Annotated in this window: 20 protein-coding genes; 19 read left to right on the top strand and 1 reads right to left on the bottom strand. The window is 48.2% G+C overall.

Annotated elements, in window-relative coordinates; all coding sequences use genetic code 11:
- The first annotated feature begins 2 nt into the window (after positions 1-2).
- The 8 genes from AR1Y2_RS09215 (at position 3) to moaA (ending at position 7,949) form a co-directional block, all read left to right on the top strand.
- Positions 3-311: a V-type ATP synthase subunit F gene (locus tag AR1Y2_RS09215; RefSeq protein WP_137328698.1), complete on the top strand. Its 309-nt coding sequence runs from the start codon at positions 3-5 to the stop codon at positions 309-311.
- Positions 312-334: 23 nt separating this feature from the next.
- Entirely contained in the window at positions 335-922 is a 588-nt protein-coding gene (locus AR1Y2_RS09210; protein WP_137328697.1) for a V-type ATP synthase subunit E, read from the top strand.
- Positions 915-2,681, top strand: coding sequence for a V-type ATP synthase subunit A (locus tag AR1Y2_RS09205; protein WP_137328696.1), 1,767 nt, complete (start codon positions 915-917; stop codon positions 2,679-2,681). The genes AR1Y2_RS09210 and AR1Y2_RS09205 overlap by 8 nt, the downstream gene beginning before the upstream one ends.
- 188 nt (positions 2,682-2,869) lie before the next feature.
- On the top strand, positions 2,870-4,318 hold the full coding sequence (locus tag AR1Y2_RS09200) for a V-type ATP synthase subunit B (protein WP_137328695.1): 1,449 nt from the start codon (positions 2,870-2,872) through the stop codon (positions 4,316-4,318).
- A gap of 29 nt (positions 4,319-4,347) precedes the next feature.
- Entirely contained in the window at positions 4,348-4,968 is a 621-nt protein-coding gene (locus AR1Y2_RS09195) for a V-type ATP synthase subunit D (RefSeq protein WP_137328694.1), read from the top strand.
- 15 nt (positions 4,969-4,983) lie between these two features.
- The gene (locus tag AR1Y2_RS09190; RefSeq protein WP_137328693.1) at positions 4,984-5,568 is read left to right on the top strand and encodes an SOS response-associated peptidase; all 585 of its coding nucleotides are present in this window, start codon (positions 4,984-4,986) and stop codon (positions 5,566-5,568) included.
- Positions 5,569-5,590: 22 nt separating this feature from the next.
- Positions 5,591-6,961 carry an aldehyde dehydrogenase gene (locus AR1Y2_RS09185; RefSeq protein ID WP_137328692.1) on the top strand — a complete coding sequence of 457 codons (1,371 nt, stop codon included), beginning with the start codon at positions 5,591-5,593 and terminating at the stop codon, positions 6,959-6,961.
- A 13-nt stretch (positions 6,962-6,974) separates the two neighbouring features.
- On the top strand, positions 6,975-7,949 hold the full coding sequence (gene moaA, locus AR1Y2_RS09180) for a GTP 3',8-cyclase MoaA (RefSeq protein ID WP_137328691.1): 975 nt from the start codon (positions 6,975-6,977) through the stop codon (positions 7,947-7,949).
- Between the two features lie 62 nt (positions 7,950-8,011).
- Here the strand turns inward: moaA and AR1Y2_RS09175 are convergent, their stop codons facing one another.
- A complete protein-coding gene (locus tag AR1Y2_RS09175; RefSeq protein ID WP_137328690.1) occupies positions 8,012-9,211 on the bottom strand; it encodes an FprA family A-type flavoprotein in 1,200 nt (399 codons plus the stop codon).
- A gap of 249 nt (positions 9,212-9,460) precedes the next feature.
- On the opposite strand from AR1Y2_RS09175, the gene AR1Y2_RS09170 reads away from it, so the two are divergent.
- From AR1Y2_RS09170 to AR1Y2_RS09120, 11 genes are all read left to right on the top strand, one after another.
- Positions 9,461-9,862 (top strand): hypothetical protein, encoded by a 402-nt coding sequence (locus AR1Y2_RS09170; protein ID WP_137328689.1) that lies wholly within the window; start codon positions 9,461-9,463, stop codon positions 9,860-9,862.
- 11 nt (positions 9,863-9,873) lie between these two features.
- Entirely contained in the window at positions 9,874-10,476 is a 603-nt protein-coding gene (locus AR1Y2_RS09165; RefSeq protein WP_137328688.1) for a SanA/YdcF family protein, read from the top strand.
- Complete coding sequence (locus AR1Y2_RS09160) at positions 10,461-11,024, top strand: M48 family metallopeptidase (RefSeq protein WP_137328687.1); 564 nt, start codon at positions 10,461-10,463, stop codon at positions 11,022-11,024. The genes AR1Y2_RS09165 and AR1Y2_RS09160 overlap by 16 nt, the downstream gene beginning before the upstream one ends.
- Before the next feature lie 13 nt (positions 11,025-11,037).
- Entirely contained in the window at positions 11,038-11,871 is an 834-nt protein-coding gene (locus tag AR1Y2_RS09155) for a purine-nucleoside phosphorylase (protein WP_137328686.1), read from the top strand.
- A gap of 34 nt (positions 11,872-11,905) precedes the next feature.
- Positions 11,906-13,189 (top strand): amidohydrolase, encoded by a 1,284-nt coding sequence (locus tag AR1Y2_RS09150; protein WP_137328685.1) that lies wholly within the window; start codon positions 11,906-11,908, stop codon positions 13,187-13,189.
- 16 nt (positions 13,190-13,205) lie between these two features.
- A complete protein-coding gene (dtd, locus tag AR1Y2_RS09145) occupies positions 13,206-13,652 on the top strand; it encodes a D-aminoacyl-tRNA deacylase (protein ID WP_137328684.1) in 447 nt (148 codons plus the stop codon).
- Positions 13,653-13,774: 122 nt separating this feature from the next.
- Positions 13,775-14,470 (top strand): UMP kinase, encoded by a 696-nt coding sequence (pyrH, locus tag AR1Y2_RS09140; protein ID WP_137330237.1) that lies wholly within the window; start codon positions 13,775-13,777, stop codon positions 14,468-14,470.
- Positions 14,471-14,488: 18 nt separating this feature from the next.
- Positions 14,489-15,034, top strand: coding sequence for a ribosome recycling factor (gene frr, locus AR1Y2_RS09135; protein WP_137328683.1), 546 nt, complete (start codon positions 14,489-14,491; stop codon positions 15,032-15,034).
- 107 nt (positions 15,035-15,141) lie between these two features.
- On the top strand, positions 15,142-15,840 hold the full coding sequence (locus AR1Y2_RS09130; RefSeq protein ID WP_137330236.1) for an isoprenyl transferase: 699 nt from the start codon (positions 15,142-15,144) through the stop codon (positions 15,838-15,840).
- Positions 15,841-15,844: 4 nt separating this feature from the next.
- On the top strand, positions 15,845-16,657 hold the full coding sequence (locus AR1Y2_RS09125) for a phosphatidate cytidylyltransferase (protein WP_137328682.1): 813 nt from the start codon (positions 15,845-15,847) through the stop codon (positions 16,655-16,657).
- The gene (locus AR1Y2_RS09120; protein WP_137328681.1) at positions 16,657-17,796 is read left to right on the top strand and encodes a 1-deoxy-D-xylulose-5-phosphate reductoisomerase; all 1,140 of its coding nucleotides are present in this window, start codon (positions 16,657-16,659) and stop codon (positions 17,794-17,796) included. Before AR1Y2_RS09125 ends, AR1Y2_RS09120 begins: the two co-directional genes overlap by 1 nt.
- The last annotated feature ends 3 nt before the right edge of the window (positions 17,797-17,799 follow it).

Raw genomic sequence — 17,799 nt, 5'->3', positions numbered from 1 at the left:
CTATGAAGATGTTTTTAATCAGTGATAATGTAGACACTTGTACAGGAATGCGTCTGGCCGGCGTGGACGGGATCGTGGTCCACGAAAAAGAAGAACTTTACCAAGCATTAAAAAGGGTCATGACAGATGAGACCATCGGCATTGTTCTGCTTACAGAAAAGTTTGGCAGGGAATTCCCCGATATGATCGATGAGATCAAGCTAAACCGAAAGATGCCCCTGATCGTGGAAATCCCGGACCGCCACGGCACGGGACGCAAGAAAAACTTTATCACATCCTATGTAAATGAAGCCATTGGACTGAAACTCTGATGATATAAAGAAGGTGACCTGAAATGACATTGGAAGAAAAGATTCAAAATCTGCAGAGGGTTTCCATGAAGGAGGCGAGGGCAGAGGGAAATGCCCTGATCCAGGGACATTCTGACCTGCTCTCCCGCAGATTTGAAGAACACAAAGAAAAAGCCAGGATGCAGGCGGAAATCAAAGTAGAGATTGAGAAAAGCCGTACAAAGCTTAAGCTGAACAAGGAACTGTCTGAGTTTCAGCTTAAGCTTCGGAGGCAATTAAATGAACGCCAGAAGGAATTGAAGCGCAAGCTGTTTGACCAGGTTCGGGGGCTCTTGTCTGATTATATGAAAAGTACAAAATACACGGACCTGCTGTGCCGGAAGGTCACGGAGGCCATGAAGTATGCAGGCGGAGAAGGGATCGTCATTTATCTGAATCCTACAGACGAAGCGTTAAAGGCTCAGGTGGAAGAGCGGACGGGAGCTTCTCTTCTGATCAGCAGAGAAGACTTTGTCGGAGGCATCCGGGCCGTGATCCGTTCAAGAAACGTTTTGATCGACCGTTCCTTTGGTTCTGCGCTGGAAAAAGAGTATGCGGATTTTCTATTCCTGGGAGGTGAGGATCATGTCTGAGTCAGGCAGCATTTATGGAATCAACGGGCCAGTCATTTATGTCAAGGGAGACGTCGGGTTTAAGATGTCAGAGATGGTCTATGTGGGAGACGAGAAGCTGGTGGGCGAGGTGATCGCATTGGACCGGGATGCGGCGACGATCCAGGTATTTGAGGATACCACAGGCATTCGCCCGGGGGACCAGGTGAAGACCTCTGGACATGCGCTTTCCGTAACGTTGGCACCCGGAATTCTTCATAACATCTTTGACGGGATCGAACGACCTTTGGAGCAGATCGCAGCCCAGTCTGGCCAATATATCAGCAGGGGCACCCAAGTGGATTCCCTGGACCGCCAAAGACTCTGGAAGACCCATGTGACAGTGTCAGCCGGTGACCAGGTCAAGACGGGGCATGTGATCGCAGAAGTGCCGGAGACATCCGCCATCACCCACCGATGCATGGTGCCTCCGGGAGTTGAAGGGGTCGTGGAGCACGCTGTTGATGATGGCAGCTATACCATTGAGGATACGCTGGTCACGGTCAGGCAGGACAATGGTGATGTGATTCCCCTCTCTATGTGCCAGCAGTGGCCGATCAGGATTCCAAGGCCGGTCAGTTTCCGTTTCCCGGCTTCCAAGCCTCTGATCACCGGACAGAGGATACTGGATACGATGTTTCCCATTGCCAAGGGAGGCACGGCCTGTATTCCAGGAGGCTTTGGTACCGGAAAGACCATGACCCAGCATCAGATCGCCAAATGGTCCGATGCGGATATCATTATCTATATCGGATGCGGAGAGCGGGGAAACGAGATGACCCAGGTGCTGGATGAGTTCTCCAAGCTGATGGATCCAAGAACCGGGAATCCTTTAATGGACCGCACTGTTTTGATCGCTAACACGTCCAACATGCCCGTGGCAGCCAGGGAGGCCAGCATCTATACCGGCCTTACACTGGCTGAATATTACCGGGATATGGGGTATGACGTGGCGATCATGGCAGATTCCACATCCCGCTGGGCCGAGGCATTAAGAGAATTGTCCGGCCGTCTGGAGGAGATGCCTGCGGAGGAGGGATTCCCCGCTTATCTTGCATCCCGGCTGTCTGCATTTTATGAGAGGGCAGGAATGATGAAAAACCTCAACGGCTCTGAGGGCTCCGTATCTATTATCGGCGCCGTTTCTCCTCAGGGAGGGGATTTCTCCGAGCCAGTGACACAGAATACAAAACGGTTTGTGCGGTGTTTCTGGGGTCTGGATAAAAGCCTGGCCTACTCCCGGCACTTTCCCGCCATCCACTGGCTGACCAGCTACAGTGAATATCTGAAAGATCTGGCCCCGTGGTACTCCGAACATGTCTCCATGGAGTTTGTCAGCCACAGAAATCAGATTATGGCGATCCTGAATCAGGAAAGCAGCCTGATGGAGATCGTCAAGCTCATAGGAAGCGATGTGCTCCCGGATGACCAGAAACTGATTCTGGAGATTGCACGCGTCATCCGTCTGGGATTTTTGCAGCAGAATGCCTTTCACAGGGATGACACCTGTGTCCCTATGGAGAAGCAGTTTGAGATGATGGATGTAATTCTCTACCTGTATGAAAAGGCGAAACTGCTCATCTCTATGAATATGCCGATGTCTGTGCTGAAGGAGGAAACGATCTTTGAATCTGTGATCTCCATCAAATACGATGTGCCCAACGACAAGCCGGAAATGTTTGATGAATACAGGAGGGCAGTGGACGACTTTTACCGGAGGGTGATGGAACGGAATGCATGAATTATTTACGACTATTTCCGTCGCGCTTTTGAAATGCGCTTCTCCAATAGTGGTAAATAACTTTCGTAAAGTGGCTCCTTAGGTGCCATCTTACGATCGTTTTTCTTCATTGTCGGAAGGAGGACTTTCCAGAGCCGACTGGAGATAATGAAGAAAAATGATCGAAAATATCTGAAAGGAGTTTTGGTATGCCGATTGAATATTTGGGTCTTGACAGCATTAACGGCCCTTTGGTGGTGCTGGAGGGATGCAGGGATGCTTTTTATGAGGAGATTGTGGAGTTTGTTGTGGAGGGGCAGGAAAAAAAGCTTGGCAAGGTCATTGAACTGTATGAGGATAAGGCTGTCATTCAGGTGTTTGACACCACTGACAATATGGGACTTTCTAATACGCATACAAGGCTCACGGGGCGTCCCATGGAGATTTCCCTTTCGCCGAATATCCTTGGGCGGACCTTCAACGGCCTGGGCAAGCCTATCGACGGATTGGGTCCTGTTGCCTCCAAAATAAAACGTAACGTCAACGGACTTCCATTAAATCCAGTCCGCAGGGAATATCCGAGGAATTATATATGTACCGGTGTCTCGGCCATTGACGGCCTGATGACTCTGATCCGGGGGCAGAAGCTGCCGATCTTTTCGGGCAACGGTCTTCCCCACGACCAGCTTGCGGCCCAGATCGTGACCCAGGCATCTCTCGGGGAAGGCAGCATGGACAACTTCGGGATCGTGTTTGCTGCCATGGGCGTCAAACATGACGATGCTGATTTTTTCCGCAGGACCTTTGAGGAGAGCGGAGCCCTTGACCACGTGGCCATGTTTCTGAATATGGCCAATGATCCGGTTGCGGAGAGGCTGATCACGCCGAAGGTTGCACTGACTGCGGCAGAGTATCTGGCGTTTGAAAACAATATGCACATTTTAGTCATTCTGACAGATATGACGGCTTTTGCGGAGGCTATGAGGGAGGTGTCTTCCTCCAAAGGAGAAATTCCAAGCCGGAAGGGGTTCCCTGGATATTTATATAGTGAACTGGCAATGATCTATGAGAGGGCAGGCATCGTGGAAGGAATTGATGGCTCTGTGACCCAGATCCCGATTCTGACCATGCCCAACGATGACATCACCCATCCCATCCCGGACCTTACAGGATATATCACGGAGGGACAGATCGTGCTGGACCGCAGTCTGCACGGCCAGGCCGTTTACCCGCCCATCAGTGTACTCCCGTCTCTTTCCAGACTGATGAAGGACGGCATTGGGGAGGGATACACCAGGGAGGATCATCAGGATCTGGCGAATCAGCTGTTCTCTGCCTATGCCAAGGTAGGGGATGCAAGAAATCTGGCCTCCGTCATCGGAGAAGATGAGCTGTCGCCCATTGATAAAAAGTATCTGGAATTTGGGAAAGAATTTGAACAACGCTATATCGGACAGGGTATTGAGGAAAACCGGACAATGGATGACACCCTTGACCTTGGCTGGGAGCTTCTCGGCATCCTGCCGAGAGAAGAGCTTGACCGTGTCGACACAAAGGTCTTAGACCGCTACTACAAGAAGACCGGAGACAAAGAATCCTACACTAAGGTACTAAAGGACGGCGGGCCTCTGGCGGCCACAGACTCCCAGATGTATTAAAAGGCTGATGACAGAAAGGAAGTGAGCGTATGGATCCAAGGACGTTTCCCACCAAAGGGAATCTGATGCTGGCCAAGAATTCCCTGGACCTGGCAAGACAGGGCTATGATCTGATGGATAAAAAACGGAATATTTTGATCAGAGAGCTGATGAGTCTCATTGACCAGGCAAAGGAGATCCAGGAAAAGATCGATGTGACATTTACCTATGCTTACCAGTGCCTTCAGGACGCCAACATTGAACATGGGATCAGCGAGGTAGACCAGCTGGCATACACAGTGCCCATTGAAGACTCCATCCGCATCAAGAGCCGCAGTATCATGGGAACCGAGATCCCGCTGGTGGATTACACCGCCAAAAAAAATGTACCGACTTATTCCTTCAGTACCACAAGAGAATCCATTGACAAAGCAAGAGAGGCATTCCGGAGGGTGAAGGATCTGACGGTCCGGCTTTCTATGGTGGAGAATTCTGCTTACCGTCTGGCGGCCAGCATCAAAAAGACGCAAAAGCGTGCCAATGCCTTAAAAAATATCACAATCCCGGCTTACAGCAGCCTTGTATCCGAAATCTCCAATGCGCTGGAGGAGAAGGAAAGGGAAGAATTTACTCGGTTAAAGGTCATTAAACGCAGAAAAAACAAAGCATAACGACAGGAGAGTTTCATGTGCGGAAGATATTTTATTGATCAGACAGTGACAGAAGAACTACATGATCTGTTTCAGATCGTTCCACAAACCGGCCCGCCAAAAGACCAGGATATCCATCCATCGGAGAAAGCGGACGTTCTCGTAAAGATACCACAGGGGATCGGGGTCCAGAAGATGCAGTGGGGATATCCGGGATTTGAAAAAAACCAGCTGATCTTTAATGCCCGGTCAGAAGGAGTCATGGAAAAAAGAATGTTTCAGGACAGTATTCGTTTTCGGAGGCTGCTGGTCCCTTCCCGGGGGTTTTATGAATGGGACAGTCAGAAAAACAAAAACATTTTTCAGAGAGCGGATGGAAAACTGCTTTTGATGGCCGGCTGCTGGCAGCAGTTTGGCAAAGAACAGCGCTTTGTGATCCTTACTACAGAAGCCAATGAATCTGTACGGTCTGTCCACCACAGGATGCCGCTGGTCCTGGATGAAAAGGATGCGCGGGCGTGGCTTTTGGATGACGGACAGACAGAATTTTTATTACATAAAGCGCCAGATGCACTCCATAAGCAGTCTGATTATGAGCAGCTGGTCTTTCCATTTTTCTAAAAAATATCAGAGAGGGTTTGTTATGACTATTGACAGATTGGTAAAACTTCAAAGGAATTTTTATGATACAGGGAGAACACGGCCGTATGCCTTTCGGATAAAAGCTCTCTGCCGTCTGGAACAGGCCCTGCGAAGGAATCAAAAGCAGCTGGAGTACGCACTGAAAAAGGATCTCAATAAGTGTGGATTTGAATCCTATATGACTGAGACTGGACTGGTGCTCAGTGAGCTGGGATATGCCAAAAAGCATCTGAAGAGCTGGATGAGGCTGAAAAGAAAGCCCACTCCTCTGTCTCAGTTTCACGCCAAAAGCTTTGAAGCCGCAGAGCCTCTTGGGGTGGCATTGATCATATCCCCATGGAACTATCCCCTTCTGTTGACCCTGGCGCCTTTGATCGGAGCCATTGCCGCAGGAAATTGCTGCGTCCTGAAACCGTCCAAGGATGCGCCGGCGGTATCCAGAATGATCCGGCGGATTGTAGAAGAAGCCTTTCCGCCAGGTTTTGTGGCTGTTGTGGAGGGCGGAAGAGAAGAAAACCAGCAGCTTCTCTCAGAGAAGTTTGACCATATATTTTTTACCGGAAGTAAAGCCGTGGGCAAGGTGGTTATGGAAAAGGCGGCAGTCCATCTGACTCCGGTGACCCTGGAGCTGGGAGGCAAAAGTCCCTGTATCGTAGATTCCACGGCTGATTTATCACTGGCAGCAAAGAGGATCGTGTTCGGCAAGCTTTTAAATAGCGGACAGACCTGTGTTGCGCCGGATTATATCTTGGTACACGAATCTGTAAAAGACCGCCTTGTAAAAGAGATGGTTCAGTGGATCCGCAGGATGCTGGGAGATGATCCGCTTTTAAACTCTGACTATCCCAGAATGGTCAATGTTAAGCATTATGAGCGGGTTATGAAACTGATGGAGGGAGAAACCGCTGCCTGCGGGGGATACGGATGCAGGGAGACGTTAAAGATTGCCCCATCCATCCTGCCCGGAGTTGCCTGGGAGTCGCCGGTCATGCAGGAAGAAATCTTTGGGCCGGTACTTCCTGTCATTTCTTATCAAAATATCTCTGAGGCAGCAGAGTATATCAAGGCAATGGAAAAACCGCTGGCTCTCTACCTGTTTACCGAAAATAGAAATATGGAACGGTGGGTCCTCAGAAATCTGTCCTTTGGAGGCGGCTGTGTCAACGATACGGTCATACACTTGGCTACTTCTCATATGGGATTTGGAGGAGTGGGAGAGAGCGGCATGGGGGCTTATCACGGTGAGTATGGGTTCTGGACCTTCAGCCACAGAAAAAGTATTGTAAAAAAATCTACATGGATGGATCTTCCAATACGCTACCATCCATATCAAAAGAAGAAGGACAGGCTGCTTCACCTGTTTTTAAAATAGAAAGGATACAGTGATGAACGATATCTACGGACGGAATATTGACTACATGAGGATTTCCGTCACTGACCGGTGTAATTTAAGATGCAGGTATTGTATGCCCCAGGATATCCCGGCAGTGGAACATGCAGAGGTCCTGAGCTATGAGGAATTATTAAGCGTGTGCGAAAGTGCCGTGGATCTGGGAATCTGCAAGTTTAAGATCACCGGCGGAGAACCTCTGGTGAGAAAAGATGCAGTATCCTTTATAGAGCGCCTGAAGCTTCTTCCAGGTGTAAAACAGGTGACAATCACAAGCAACGGACTGCTGCTGGAGCCTTATCTTGAACGTCTGAAGGCTGTAGGAATCGACGGTATCAACATCAGCCTGGATACGATGGACAGGGAGAAATATCAAAAGATTACAGGGACAGACGGGGCAGAAACAGTCTTGTCCGCAGTTCTAAGATCTGCAGATATGGGACTGAAAACCAAGCTCAACTGTGTCATCATTAAGGGGATCAATGACAATGAGATCTTTGATTTACTGGAGATTGGGAGGCAAAAACCGGTGGATGTCCGTTTTATTGAGATGATGCCCATCGGCTATGGCAGGCAGTTTACCGGAATGAGCGGCGATGAGATCCTGAACATTCTCCATACCCGGTACACCGGTATCGAGGAGACAAAACACAAGCGGGGCAACGGACCGGCCAGGTATTTTAAGATCCCGGGATTTCTCGGATTTGTCGGGTTCATCGATGCGGTTCACTGCAATTTCTGTCAGCAGTGTAACAGGATCCGGCTGACACCAGAAGGATGTTTAAAACCATGTCTGTACTACAGCCGCGGCATATCGCTGAGAGAACCTCTGCGTTCCGGGGTGTCAAGACAGGAACTTTCACAACTCATCGCAGAGGCTGTCATGGAGAAACCTGAAAAGCACCGCTTTTCAGAGCAGGGTCTGGATGAAGGGGCAGACAGCCGCAGGATGTCACAGATCGGCGGATGAAAGAATAAAAAAGAAGCTTTTGGAAGTAAAATGGATTCCAAAAGCTTCTTTTTTACGTATCTTTATAATTCCATTGAGTCTAAAATTGCATCAACCATTGCGTCAATTTCTTCTGACTGGTTGTCATTTAATGCGGATTTGATCGTGATAGCTGGCTCTAGAACTGTCATTTCTTTCATACCGGATATCATTTCATTCATCTGTCTTCCGGAAGTGGCAGCCCATGTACCGTTTTGCATGAAAGCAACGGTACGTTTCTGGAGGTTATGTGCTTTTAAGTCTAACAGCACAGTTTCCATGTTCGGGAAGATGCCGCCGTTGTATGTCGGGGAGGCAAATACAAGATGGCTTGCGCGGAACGCCTCAGATACGACCACAGATGGATGGGTCACGGATACATCGTACATAGCAATATTCTTAAGCCCCTTGTCGGCCAGGCGGGAGGCCAGTACATTGGCAGCGTTCTCAGTATTGCCGTAGATAGATGCATAGGCGATCATCACGCCCTGGTCTTCCGGCTCGTAGGTGCTCCATTTCTGGTATTTCTCAACAAACCATCCAATGTTTGTGCGCCATACTGGTCCGTGAAGCGGGCAGATCATCTCAATATCTACCTTGGATGCCTTCTTTAACAGAGCCTGAACCTGTGCTCCGTATTTTCCTACGATATTTGTGTAATATCTTCTCGCATCGTCCAGCCACTTCGTCTCAAAATCCACTTCGTCTGCAAACAGATTGCCGTTGATCGCCCCGAAAGTACCGAAAGCGTCTGCGGAATACAGAACCTTATCCGTGGTATCATAGGTGACCATGACTTCCGGCCAGTGGACCATCGGCGCCATGAGGAAGGTGAAGGTATGCTTTCCTGTACACAGAGTATCGTTTTCTTTTACGATAAGTGCGTCAGTTTCAATTTTGAAAAATTGTTTGATAATGTCCGCTGTTTTGGCATTGCACACGACCTGGACTTTCGGATAGCGGAATATAACTTCCTTTAACATGGCACAGTGGTCAGGCTCCATGTGGTTGATGATTACATAATCCAGATCCCGTTCTCCCAGCACGTGAGTGAGGTTTTCAAAAAACTGTTCTCCTACAGCCTTGTCCACTGTATCCAAAAGTACTGTCTTTTCATCTAACAGTACATAGGCGTTGTAGGAAACACCATTTGGCACAGGAAAAATGTTTTCAAAAAGGGCGAGCCTTCTGTCGTTGCCGCCGATCCAATATAAATCATCTGTAATATTTTTTGTGCAGTACATGATTTCATCCCCTTAACTTATTTTGATTATTTTTTGTCAATGTGATTTCTCTAATAGTATAATATCCAAAAATCCATTTTACAAGTCAAATATACCAACTGAAAAAGATTCTACATAATTCCCAGCGAATTGATATGAATTAATTTCTTTTTAGTAAAATTTGACACACTACCATTCCTCTTTTATAATGAAGACGGCATAAAGAATAAAAATAATACAGGAACGAATATAAGAACAGGAGATAGGACAATGCATATCAGCAAAAAAAATATGATCGCACTGATCTTCGGGACAGTGGCTGTGATCATTTGTATGGTGATCGTTGTGGCATTTTCCGGCGGCCTTAAAAAGGATAAGAAAGAGAAGGCAACAACGGAGACCTCCACAGAGGATGCGTCCGATGAGGATACAACTTATTCAGAGGATGGGCAGACGCCGGAGGATCACACGAACAGTACCGCAACGAGATACCGCAGTACAACCACTGCCCGGCAGAAATCCACCACACGGAAACAGCACCATAAGACTACCACAGAACGTCAGAAGACAACAACGGCGACACAGAAGACAGAAGCGCCAAAACCTACGACCACGGAACAGCAGCCGACCACATCCCAGCAGCAGGAACAAGATCAAGAGGAAAGCCAGTAAGGAGCAGACAGATGAATCATAGAAAAAAACGAATATGGCCCTGGCTCCTTTCGGGGCTCCTGCCTGCCGTATTTTCTTTCTTTGCTTACCGAAAGCTTCACGGAAAGCAGAAACGGGCGGTGCCGGATGTCTTCTTTTGTGAGGCACTAAAAAAGCGGGATGGAATCCTTGTTCCCGGTGCCCTTGTGAAAAACGGTGTCATCGGAGCGCAGTTAAAAGACCGCTTAGACGGAGCGTTGCGGCTTTACCGCTCAGGAATAGGAAGCTGCATTTTAGTTTCGGGTACGGCCAGAGAAGTAAAATTCATGAAGATGTATCTACTTCTAAGAGGGTTTCCCGAAGATAAACTGTATGAGGACCGGAACGGATTTGACACATTTCAAACGATGAAGAATACCCAGTCCGCATTCCAGGGGAAGACATTTTATGTATGTACACAAAAGCTCTACATCCCAAGAACAGACTATCTGGCAGAGACAGCGGGTCTAGATGCCCATGGCATCATCGTGGATTCCATGATCTACCGAAACAGGCATAAAGACAGGCTCCGGGAATACTTTGCGGCATCCAAAGCCTGGATGGAAGGGGTGTATTACCGGTGGAACAGGCATTAGCCTACGAGGTAGTCTACAGCAAGAGAAAAACCCTGGCGGTCTCCGTGGCTTTCGACGGCAGAGTTGTCGTCCGGGCGCCCCGGAATTTCCCAAAGAGTGAGATCACCAGGTTTTTGCAAGAAAAGCAAGATTGGATCGCACATCATGTAAAGAAGGCTGGGGAAAGAGAAAAAAACCAAAAGATCTTCCGTATGACGGCAGAGGAACGGGAAGACTATATCCAGGAGGCAAGGTCTGTGATTACACAGCTGTGCAGACTGTATGCCAGACGGATGGGCGTTTCTTACAAGAAAATAACGATCCGGGAGCAGAAGACACGCTGGGGCAGCGCAAGCAGCAAAGGCAATTTGAATTTTAACTGGAAACTGATCCTGATGCCCCGGAAGGTACTTGAATATGTTGTGGTCCATGAGCTTTCCCATTTAAAGGTCATGAATCACTCCCCGGCATTTTACCAGGTTGTGGCACGGTATATGCCGGATTATAAACAGCAGAAGAAATGGCTGTCAGAACATGGAACAGAATATAAAATAGATTTGATTTCATAAAGGAGGGACCGTGATGAATGCGGTTTATGAAAAATTACAGCAATGCTATGAGAGCATGCAGGAAAAAACAGATTTTAAGCCTTTGGTAGCCATTGTGCTTGGGTCAGGACTCGGAGATTATGCCGAGGAGATCCAGATCGAAACTGTGGTGGATTACCGTGATCTTCCCGGTTTCCCAGTGTCTACCGTGGAAGGCCACAAGGGAAGGTTTATCTTCGGATATATAGAGAAGGTACCCGTAGTGATCATGCAGGGAAGGGTCCATTATTATGAAGGCTATGATATGACCGATGTGGTCCTGCCAATCCGCCTGATGAAGATGATGGGCGCTAAAGCCCTGATCCTTACCAATGCAGCAGGAGGAGTCAACGATGAGTTTGATGCTGGTGATTTTATGATGATCACGGACCAGATCTCTACCTTTGTCCCGTCACCGCTGATCGGACCGAATCTGGAGAAGCTGGGAGAACGATTCTGCGACATGACAGGAATCTACAATGACAGATTTCAGGATGTTCTGTTGAAAGCGGCAAGAAAACTGAATATTGATTTGAAAGAGGGAATTTATGTTCAGCTGAGCGGTCCGAATTTTGAATCTCCCCAGGAGATCAAGATGTGCAGAATCCTGGGGGCTGACGCGGTGGGTATGAGCACTGCCTGTGAGGCGGTTGCGGCAAAACATATGGGCATGAAAATCTGCGGAATTTCCTGTATCACCAATCCGGGGGCCGGTATCACCATGAAACCTCTTTCCCATGAAGAAGTCCAGGAGACAGCGGACAAAGCGGCACCTCAGTTTAAGGCATTAATCCATGCCGCCGTCACGGGGATCGCAGAGCTGCTGTGACCGGACAGGAGAAATTGCCAAAGGAGGTATCCTGATGATACGGATCTATAATGGTAAAGTTCTTACGCTAGAAAACGGGATGAAGTTCCTGGACGGAGAAGTCTGGGTCGAGGATTCCCGCATTGCATATGCAGGAGAAAAGGTTTCCGGCCAGTATTTGTCAGGGCTTCAGTGGGAGAGATCTATCGATGCCAGGGGTGGGCTGATTATGCCTGGATTTAAGAATGCACATACCCATTCTGCCATGACCTTTCTCCGCTCCCATGCAGATGACCTGCCGCTGCTCCAATGGCTGAACAAGCAGGTATTTCCGTGGGAGGCAAAGCTTACACCTGAGGATATTTATCATCTGTCTAAGCTTGCGGTCATGGAATATCTAACCAGCGGAATTACAGCCAACTTTGATATGTACCTGACTCCTGATACCATTGCGCAGGCGTCAAGGGACTGTGGATTCAGGACCGTACTCTGCGGCGCGATGAATGATTTTTCCCAGTCGGTCGAACAGATGGAGGAGTGGTACCAGAGATACAATCAGCCTGGAAGTTTGATCAGCTTTCAGCTTGGTTTTCATGCAGAGTATACAACCTCCAGAGAAAATCTGCGCTGTGTGGCCGCACTTTCCAGCAAATATAAGGCACCAGTCTATACCCACAGTTCGGAAGGTCAGCCAGAAGTTCTGTCCTGCAGGGAACGCACCGGCATGACGCCCACAGCCTATCTGGACAGTCTGGATCTGTTTCAGCACGGCGGAGGCTGCTTTCACTGTGTCCATATGGAGACAGAGGACTTGGAAATCTTAAAGAAAAGAGGTGTCTTTGTCATCACAAACCCTGCATCCAATCTAAAGCTTGCCAGCGGTATCGCCCCGGTGAGGCAGATGATGGATATGGGGATTCCTTTGGCGATCGGAACAGACGGTCCTGCCAGCAACAACTGTCTGGATATGTTCCGGGAGATGTTTTTGGTGACCGGATTATCCAAGTACCGGGAGAATGATGCCTCTGTCACCGATGCCGATGAGGTGCTTAAAATGGCTACCTTAGGTGGTGCGGCCGCCATGGGCCTTGCAGACTGTGATACCCTCAGCGAGGGAAAGCAGGCGGATTTGATCCTCATCGATGTAAACCAGCCCAACATGAGGCCGTTTCATAACTTGACGAAGAACCTTGTCTATAGCGGAAGCAAGCAGAATGTGCGCCTTGCTATGGTCGCGGGAAACATTCTCTATGAGGACGGGGAATTCTTTATCGGGGAAGAACCGGAAAGGATTTATACAAAAGCAGAAGAAATCACGGAAAGAATCTTCGGATCTTAATGGAAAGAGGGACATTATGAAATTTGTGATACAGAGAGTCAGCCGCGCCAAGGTTGACGTGGATCAAAAGACAGTGGGCAGCATTGAGAAAGGATTTCTTGTTCTGATCGGGGTGGGCCACGGCGACACGAGGAATACGGCGGATAAGCTGGTCAAGAAGATGACAGGGCTTAGAATCTTTGACGATGCAGACGGAAAGACAAATCTTTCCCTTAAGGATGTGGACGGCAGTCTGCTGCTTATCTCCCAGTTTACACTCTATGCGGACTGTAAAAAAGGCAACCGGCCTTCCTTTACCAATGCAGGAAAACCGGATCTGGCTGAAGAACTGTATGAATATATCATTGCTCAGTGCAGGGCTATAATTCCCAGGGTGGAAACGGGAATTTTCGGTGCGGAGATGGAAGTGAGCCTGACCAATGACGGGCCTTTTACCGTCATATTGGACAGTGAAACTCTGTAGGAAAGTCATAGATCCGGGCAGCTGATTTTCAGTTGTCCTTTGCTATTGTTTATGCTATAATTCATCAGAGAGAAACAGAAAAATACGATAGATGAGGTATGTTCATGAACGATATAAAGGATATGAAGAGAGTTCTTTTAAAACTAAGCGGTGAAGCCCTTGCAGGGGATAAAAAGACCGGTTTTGATGAAGCCACCTGCATGGATGTGGCAAGACAGGTGAAGGCCCTTTCTGACCAGGGACTTCAGATCTCCATTGTCATCGGCGGCGGAAATTTCTGGCGCGGGCGCACCAGTGAGAACATGGAACGCACCAAGGCGGACCAGATCGGCATGCTGGCCACTGTGATGAACTGTATTTATGTAGCGGACGCTTTCCGCACTGCCGGACTTGACACTGAGGTGTTCACCCCGTTTGTGTGCGGCTCCTTCACAGAGCTGTTTTCCAAGGACAAGGCAGTTAAAGCCATGGAAGAAGGGAAAATCGCCTTTTTTGCAGGCGGAACTGGACATCCGTATTTTTCTACCGATACGGCCACTGCTCTTCGTGCCGTGGAGATTGAAGCTGACGCGATCCTTCTGGCTAAGTCTATTGACGGTGTCTATGACAGCGATCCCGCCGTCAATCCAGAGGCCCAAAAATACGATTCCATTACGTTAGATGAAGTTTTAGACCAAAAGCTTGCGGTAGTGGACTTGACCGCGACTATCATGTGTCTGGAGAATAAGATGCCCCTTGCGGTCTTCGGTCTCAATGAGCCAGACAGCATTGCCAATCTATTAAAAGGAGAATTTAACGGTACCTATGTGACCGTTTAAATAATAGGAGGAAGAAAGATGTTAAAGAAATTTGAAGAAAAGATGCAGAAATCATATGAGAGTATGACAACAGAGTTTATGGCAATTCGTGCCGGACGTGCCAATCCCCACGTTTTAGACAAAGTCACAGTGGATTATTACGGAGTTCCGACTCCGATCCAGCAGGTGGGTAATGTATCTGTCCCGGAGGCAAGGACAATTCTGATTCAGCCTTGGGAACCGAATCTGCTCGGTGAGATCGAAAAAGCCATTATGATGTCTGACATTGGGATTACCCCCAACAATGACGGATCTGCTGTCCGCTTAAACTTCCCGGAACTTACGGAAGAGCGCAGAAAAGATCTTGCGAAGGACATCAAGAAACGTGGAGAGAATGCTAAGGTTGCTGTCCGAAATATCCGCAGAGACGCCAACGATGAGTTGAAAAAGATGAACAAGTCCAATGAATTAAACGACGACCAGCTCAAGGACCAGGAAACGGAAGTTCAGAAGCTCACGGACGTATACATCAAGAAGATTGACGATGCTGTGGAGGCAAAATCAAAAGAGATCATGACAGTATAACAAAGATAAGCTGCAGGGCTGGCTTGAGTCGGCCCTGTTTTTTCAATGAGTGGAGGCGGATTGGTCCGCTTTGTAAATGGATGTAACGGAGGTGTTCTATGGAGTCAATGAGGGTGCCGGAGCATGTGGCGATCATTCTGGACGGCAATGGGAGATGGGCAAAAAAGAGATTTCTTCCCCGGAATATGGGGCATGCGCAGGGCAGCAAGACTGTGGAGAGGATCATCGAGGACGCATATGATATGGGAATCAAATATCTGACGGTCTATGCTTTTTCCACAGAGAACTGGAAGCGTCCGAAGGATGAGGTGGATGCCTTGATGAAGCTCTTGAGAGATTATTTAAAGACCTGTATCAAAAGAGCAAATAAGAATAATATGAGGGTCCGGGTCATCGGCGATGTGACCGGGCTGACTGATGATCTCCGCGAAAAGATCGCACAGCTGGAGGAGGCATCCAAAGACAACACAGGCATTAATTTTACCATTGCCTTAAACTATGGCAGCCGGGATGAGATGATCCGGGCTATGAAGAGGATGGCAGATGACCTTCTTTCCGGAACGTTAAAAAAAGAAGGGATCACAGAGGAAGTGTTTGCGGGATATCTGGACACCAAAGGAATTCCGGAACCAGATTTGATGATCCGTACCAGCGGGGAGCAGAGGTTGTCGAATTTCATGCTTTGGCAGCTGGCCTACACAGAGTTTTATTTTACCGATGTGCTCTGGCCTGATTTTAACAAAAAAGAACTGAAAAAGGCTGTTGAGTACTACAACGGAAGAGAACGGAGATTTGGAGGAATATAGACTTATGTTTAAACAGAGACTTATCAGCGGAATTGCTTTGGTAGCAGTCACTGTCCTTGGGCTTTACCTTGGAGGAATAGTAACTTTATTTTTAACGGCGATCGTGGCATTGATCGGCTACAATGAGATCCTAAAAATTTTTCAGATCGAAAAGTCATCTCTTGCAGTCCTGGGATATACGGGAACGATTCTTTACTACGCAGCATTATTTTTTGATCTGGGACAATGGTCTACATCCATTATCATTTTATTTATGATTTTTCTATTGGGATGTTATGTGATCCGTTTTCCGAAATACCACATGAACCAGGTTATGGCCTGCTTTTTTGGATTTGTCTATGTAAGCGTTATGCTTTCTTATATTTATCAGCTGCGTGTAGGACAAAACGGAGGAGAATTTATTGTACTTCTGTTCCTTGCCGCATGGGGAAATGACACTCTTGCCTACTGCACCGGCATGCTGATCGGAAAGCATAAGATGACGCCGGAATTAAGTCCTAAGAAGAGTATTGAGGGACTGATCGGCGGTATTGTGGGCGCTGTTATTTTAGGAGCCGCTTACGGCATTTATCTGAAGACAAAGATCCGCTTCAATTTTAATCCGATGATGATGTTTGGTATCATCTGCGGTGTCGGAGCTGCGATCTCTGTCATCGGCGATCTGGCTGCGTCCGCTATCAAAAGGGATTCCAAGATCAAGGATTTTGGGACTCTGATTCCGGGACACGGCGGTATTTTAGACCGGTTTGACAGCATCATATTGATTGCTCCGGTTATTTATTATCTGACAATGATGATCTCAGGAGGCACAATGTAGTGAAGTTTATTTCCATCATTGGCTCTACCGGGTCCATAGGTACCCAGACGCTAGAGCTTGTACGGGCAAATGAGGATCTCGCGGTGACGGCTTTGGCAGCCGGAAGCAACGTAACGTTGCTGGAACAGCAGATCAGGGAGTTTCATCCGCGCATTGCGGTACTATATGACAGGCAGAGTGCAGATGAACTGCGTCTGCGTGTCAGCGATCTGGATGTAAAGGTATTCTCCGGTCCAGAAGGACTGGTGGAGGCGGCTGTGGAACCCTCCTGTTCCCTGGTTGTCACTGCGGTGGTGGGTATGATTGGCATCAGGCCTACCATTGCCGCTATCCAGGCAAAAAAGGATATTGCCCTTGCCAACAAAGAGACCCTGGTGACTGCAGGGCATCTGATCATGCCGATGGCGGAGCAATACGGAGTTTCTATTTTGCCGGTGGACAGCGAACATTCCGCCATCTTCCAGTGTCTTCAGGGAGAGGACGCAAAAGAAGTGGATTCCCTGATCATCACCGCATCCGGGGGACCGTTTCGTAAGAAGACACAAAAGGAACTTACGGCAGTTACACTAGAAGATGCTTTAAAACACCCAAACTGGTCTATGGGAAAAAAGATCACCATAGATTCGGCTACTCTGGTCAACAAGGGACTGGAAGTGATTGAGGCCCGCTGGCTGTTCGGGGTGGACTTTGAACAGATCAAAGTGGTGGTCCAGCCACAGAGTATCATCCATTCCATGGTGCAGTTCAAGGACGGAGGGGTCAAAGCCCAGCTGGGTACTCCGGACATGAAGCTTCCGATCCAGTACGCTTTATTTTATCCGGAGCGCAGATTTCTTCCGGGAGAACGTTTAGATTTTGCCGCATTGGGAAGTATTTCTTTTGAAGAGCCGCCCACGGATGTTCTAAAAGGGCTTTCTTTTGCATATGATGCAGGACGGACCGGAGGTTCTATGCCGACTGTGCTGAACGCTGCAAATGAAAAGGCTGTAGCATTGTTTTTACAGGAAGAGATATCATTTCTTGAGATATATCAGCTGATTGAAGATGCGATGAATGCACATCATGTGATAGAGAATCCATCCCTTGAGGAGGTACTGGAAACAGAGCAATGGGTATATGAATTCATAGAAAGCAGGTAATTA

This window comes from Anaerostipes rhamnosivorans (assembly GCF_005280655.1).
Taxonomy (GTDB): Bacteria; Bacillota; Clostridia; order Lachnospirales; family Lachnospiraceae; genus Anaerostipes; species Anaerostipes rhamnosivorans.
Note: the sequence above shows the minus strand (reverse complement) of the source record. Positions and strands in the feature narration are given on the sequence as shown.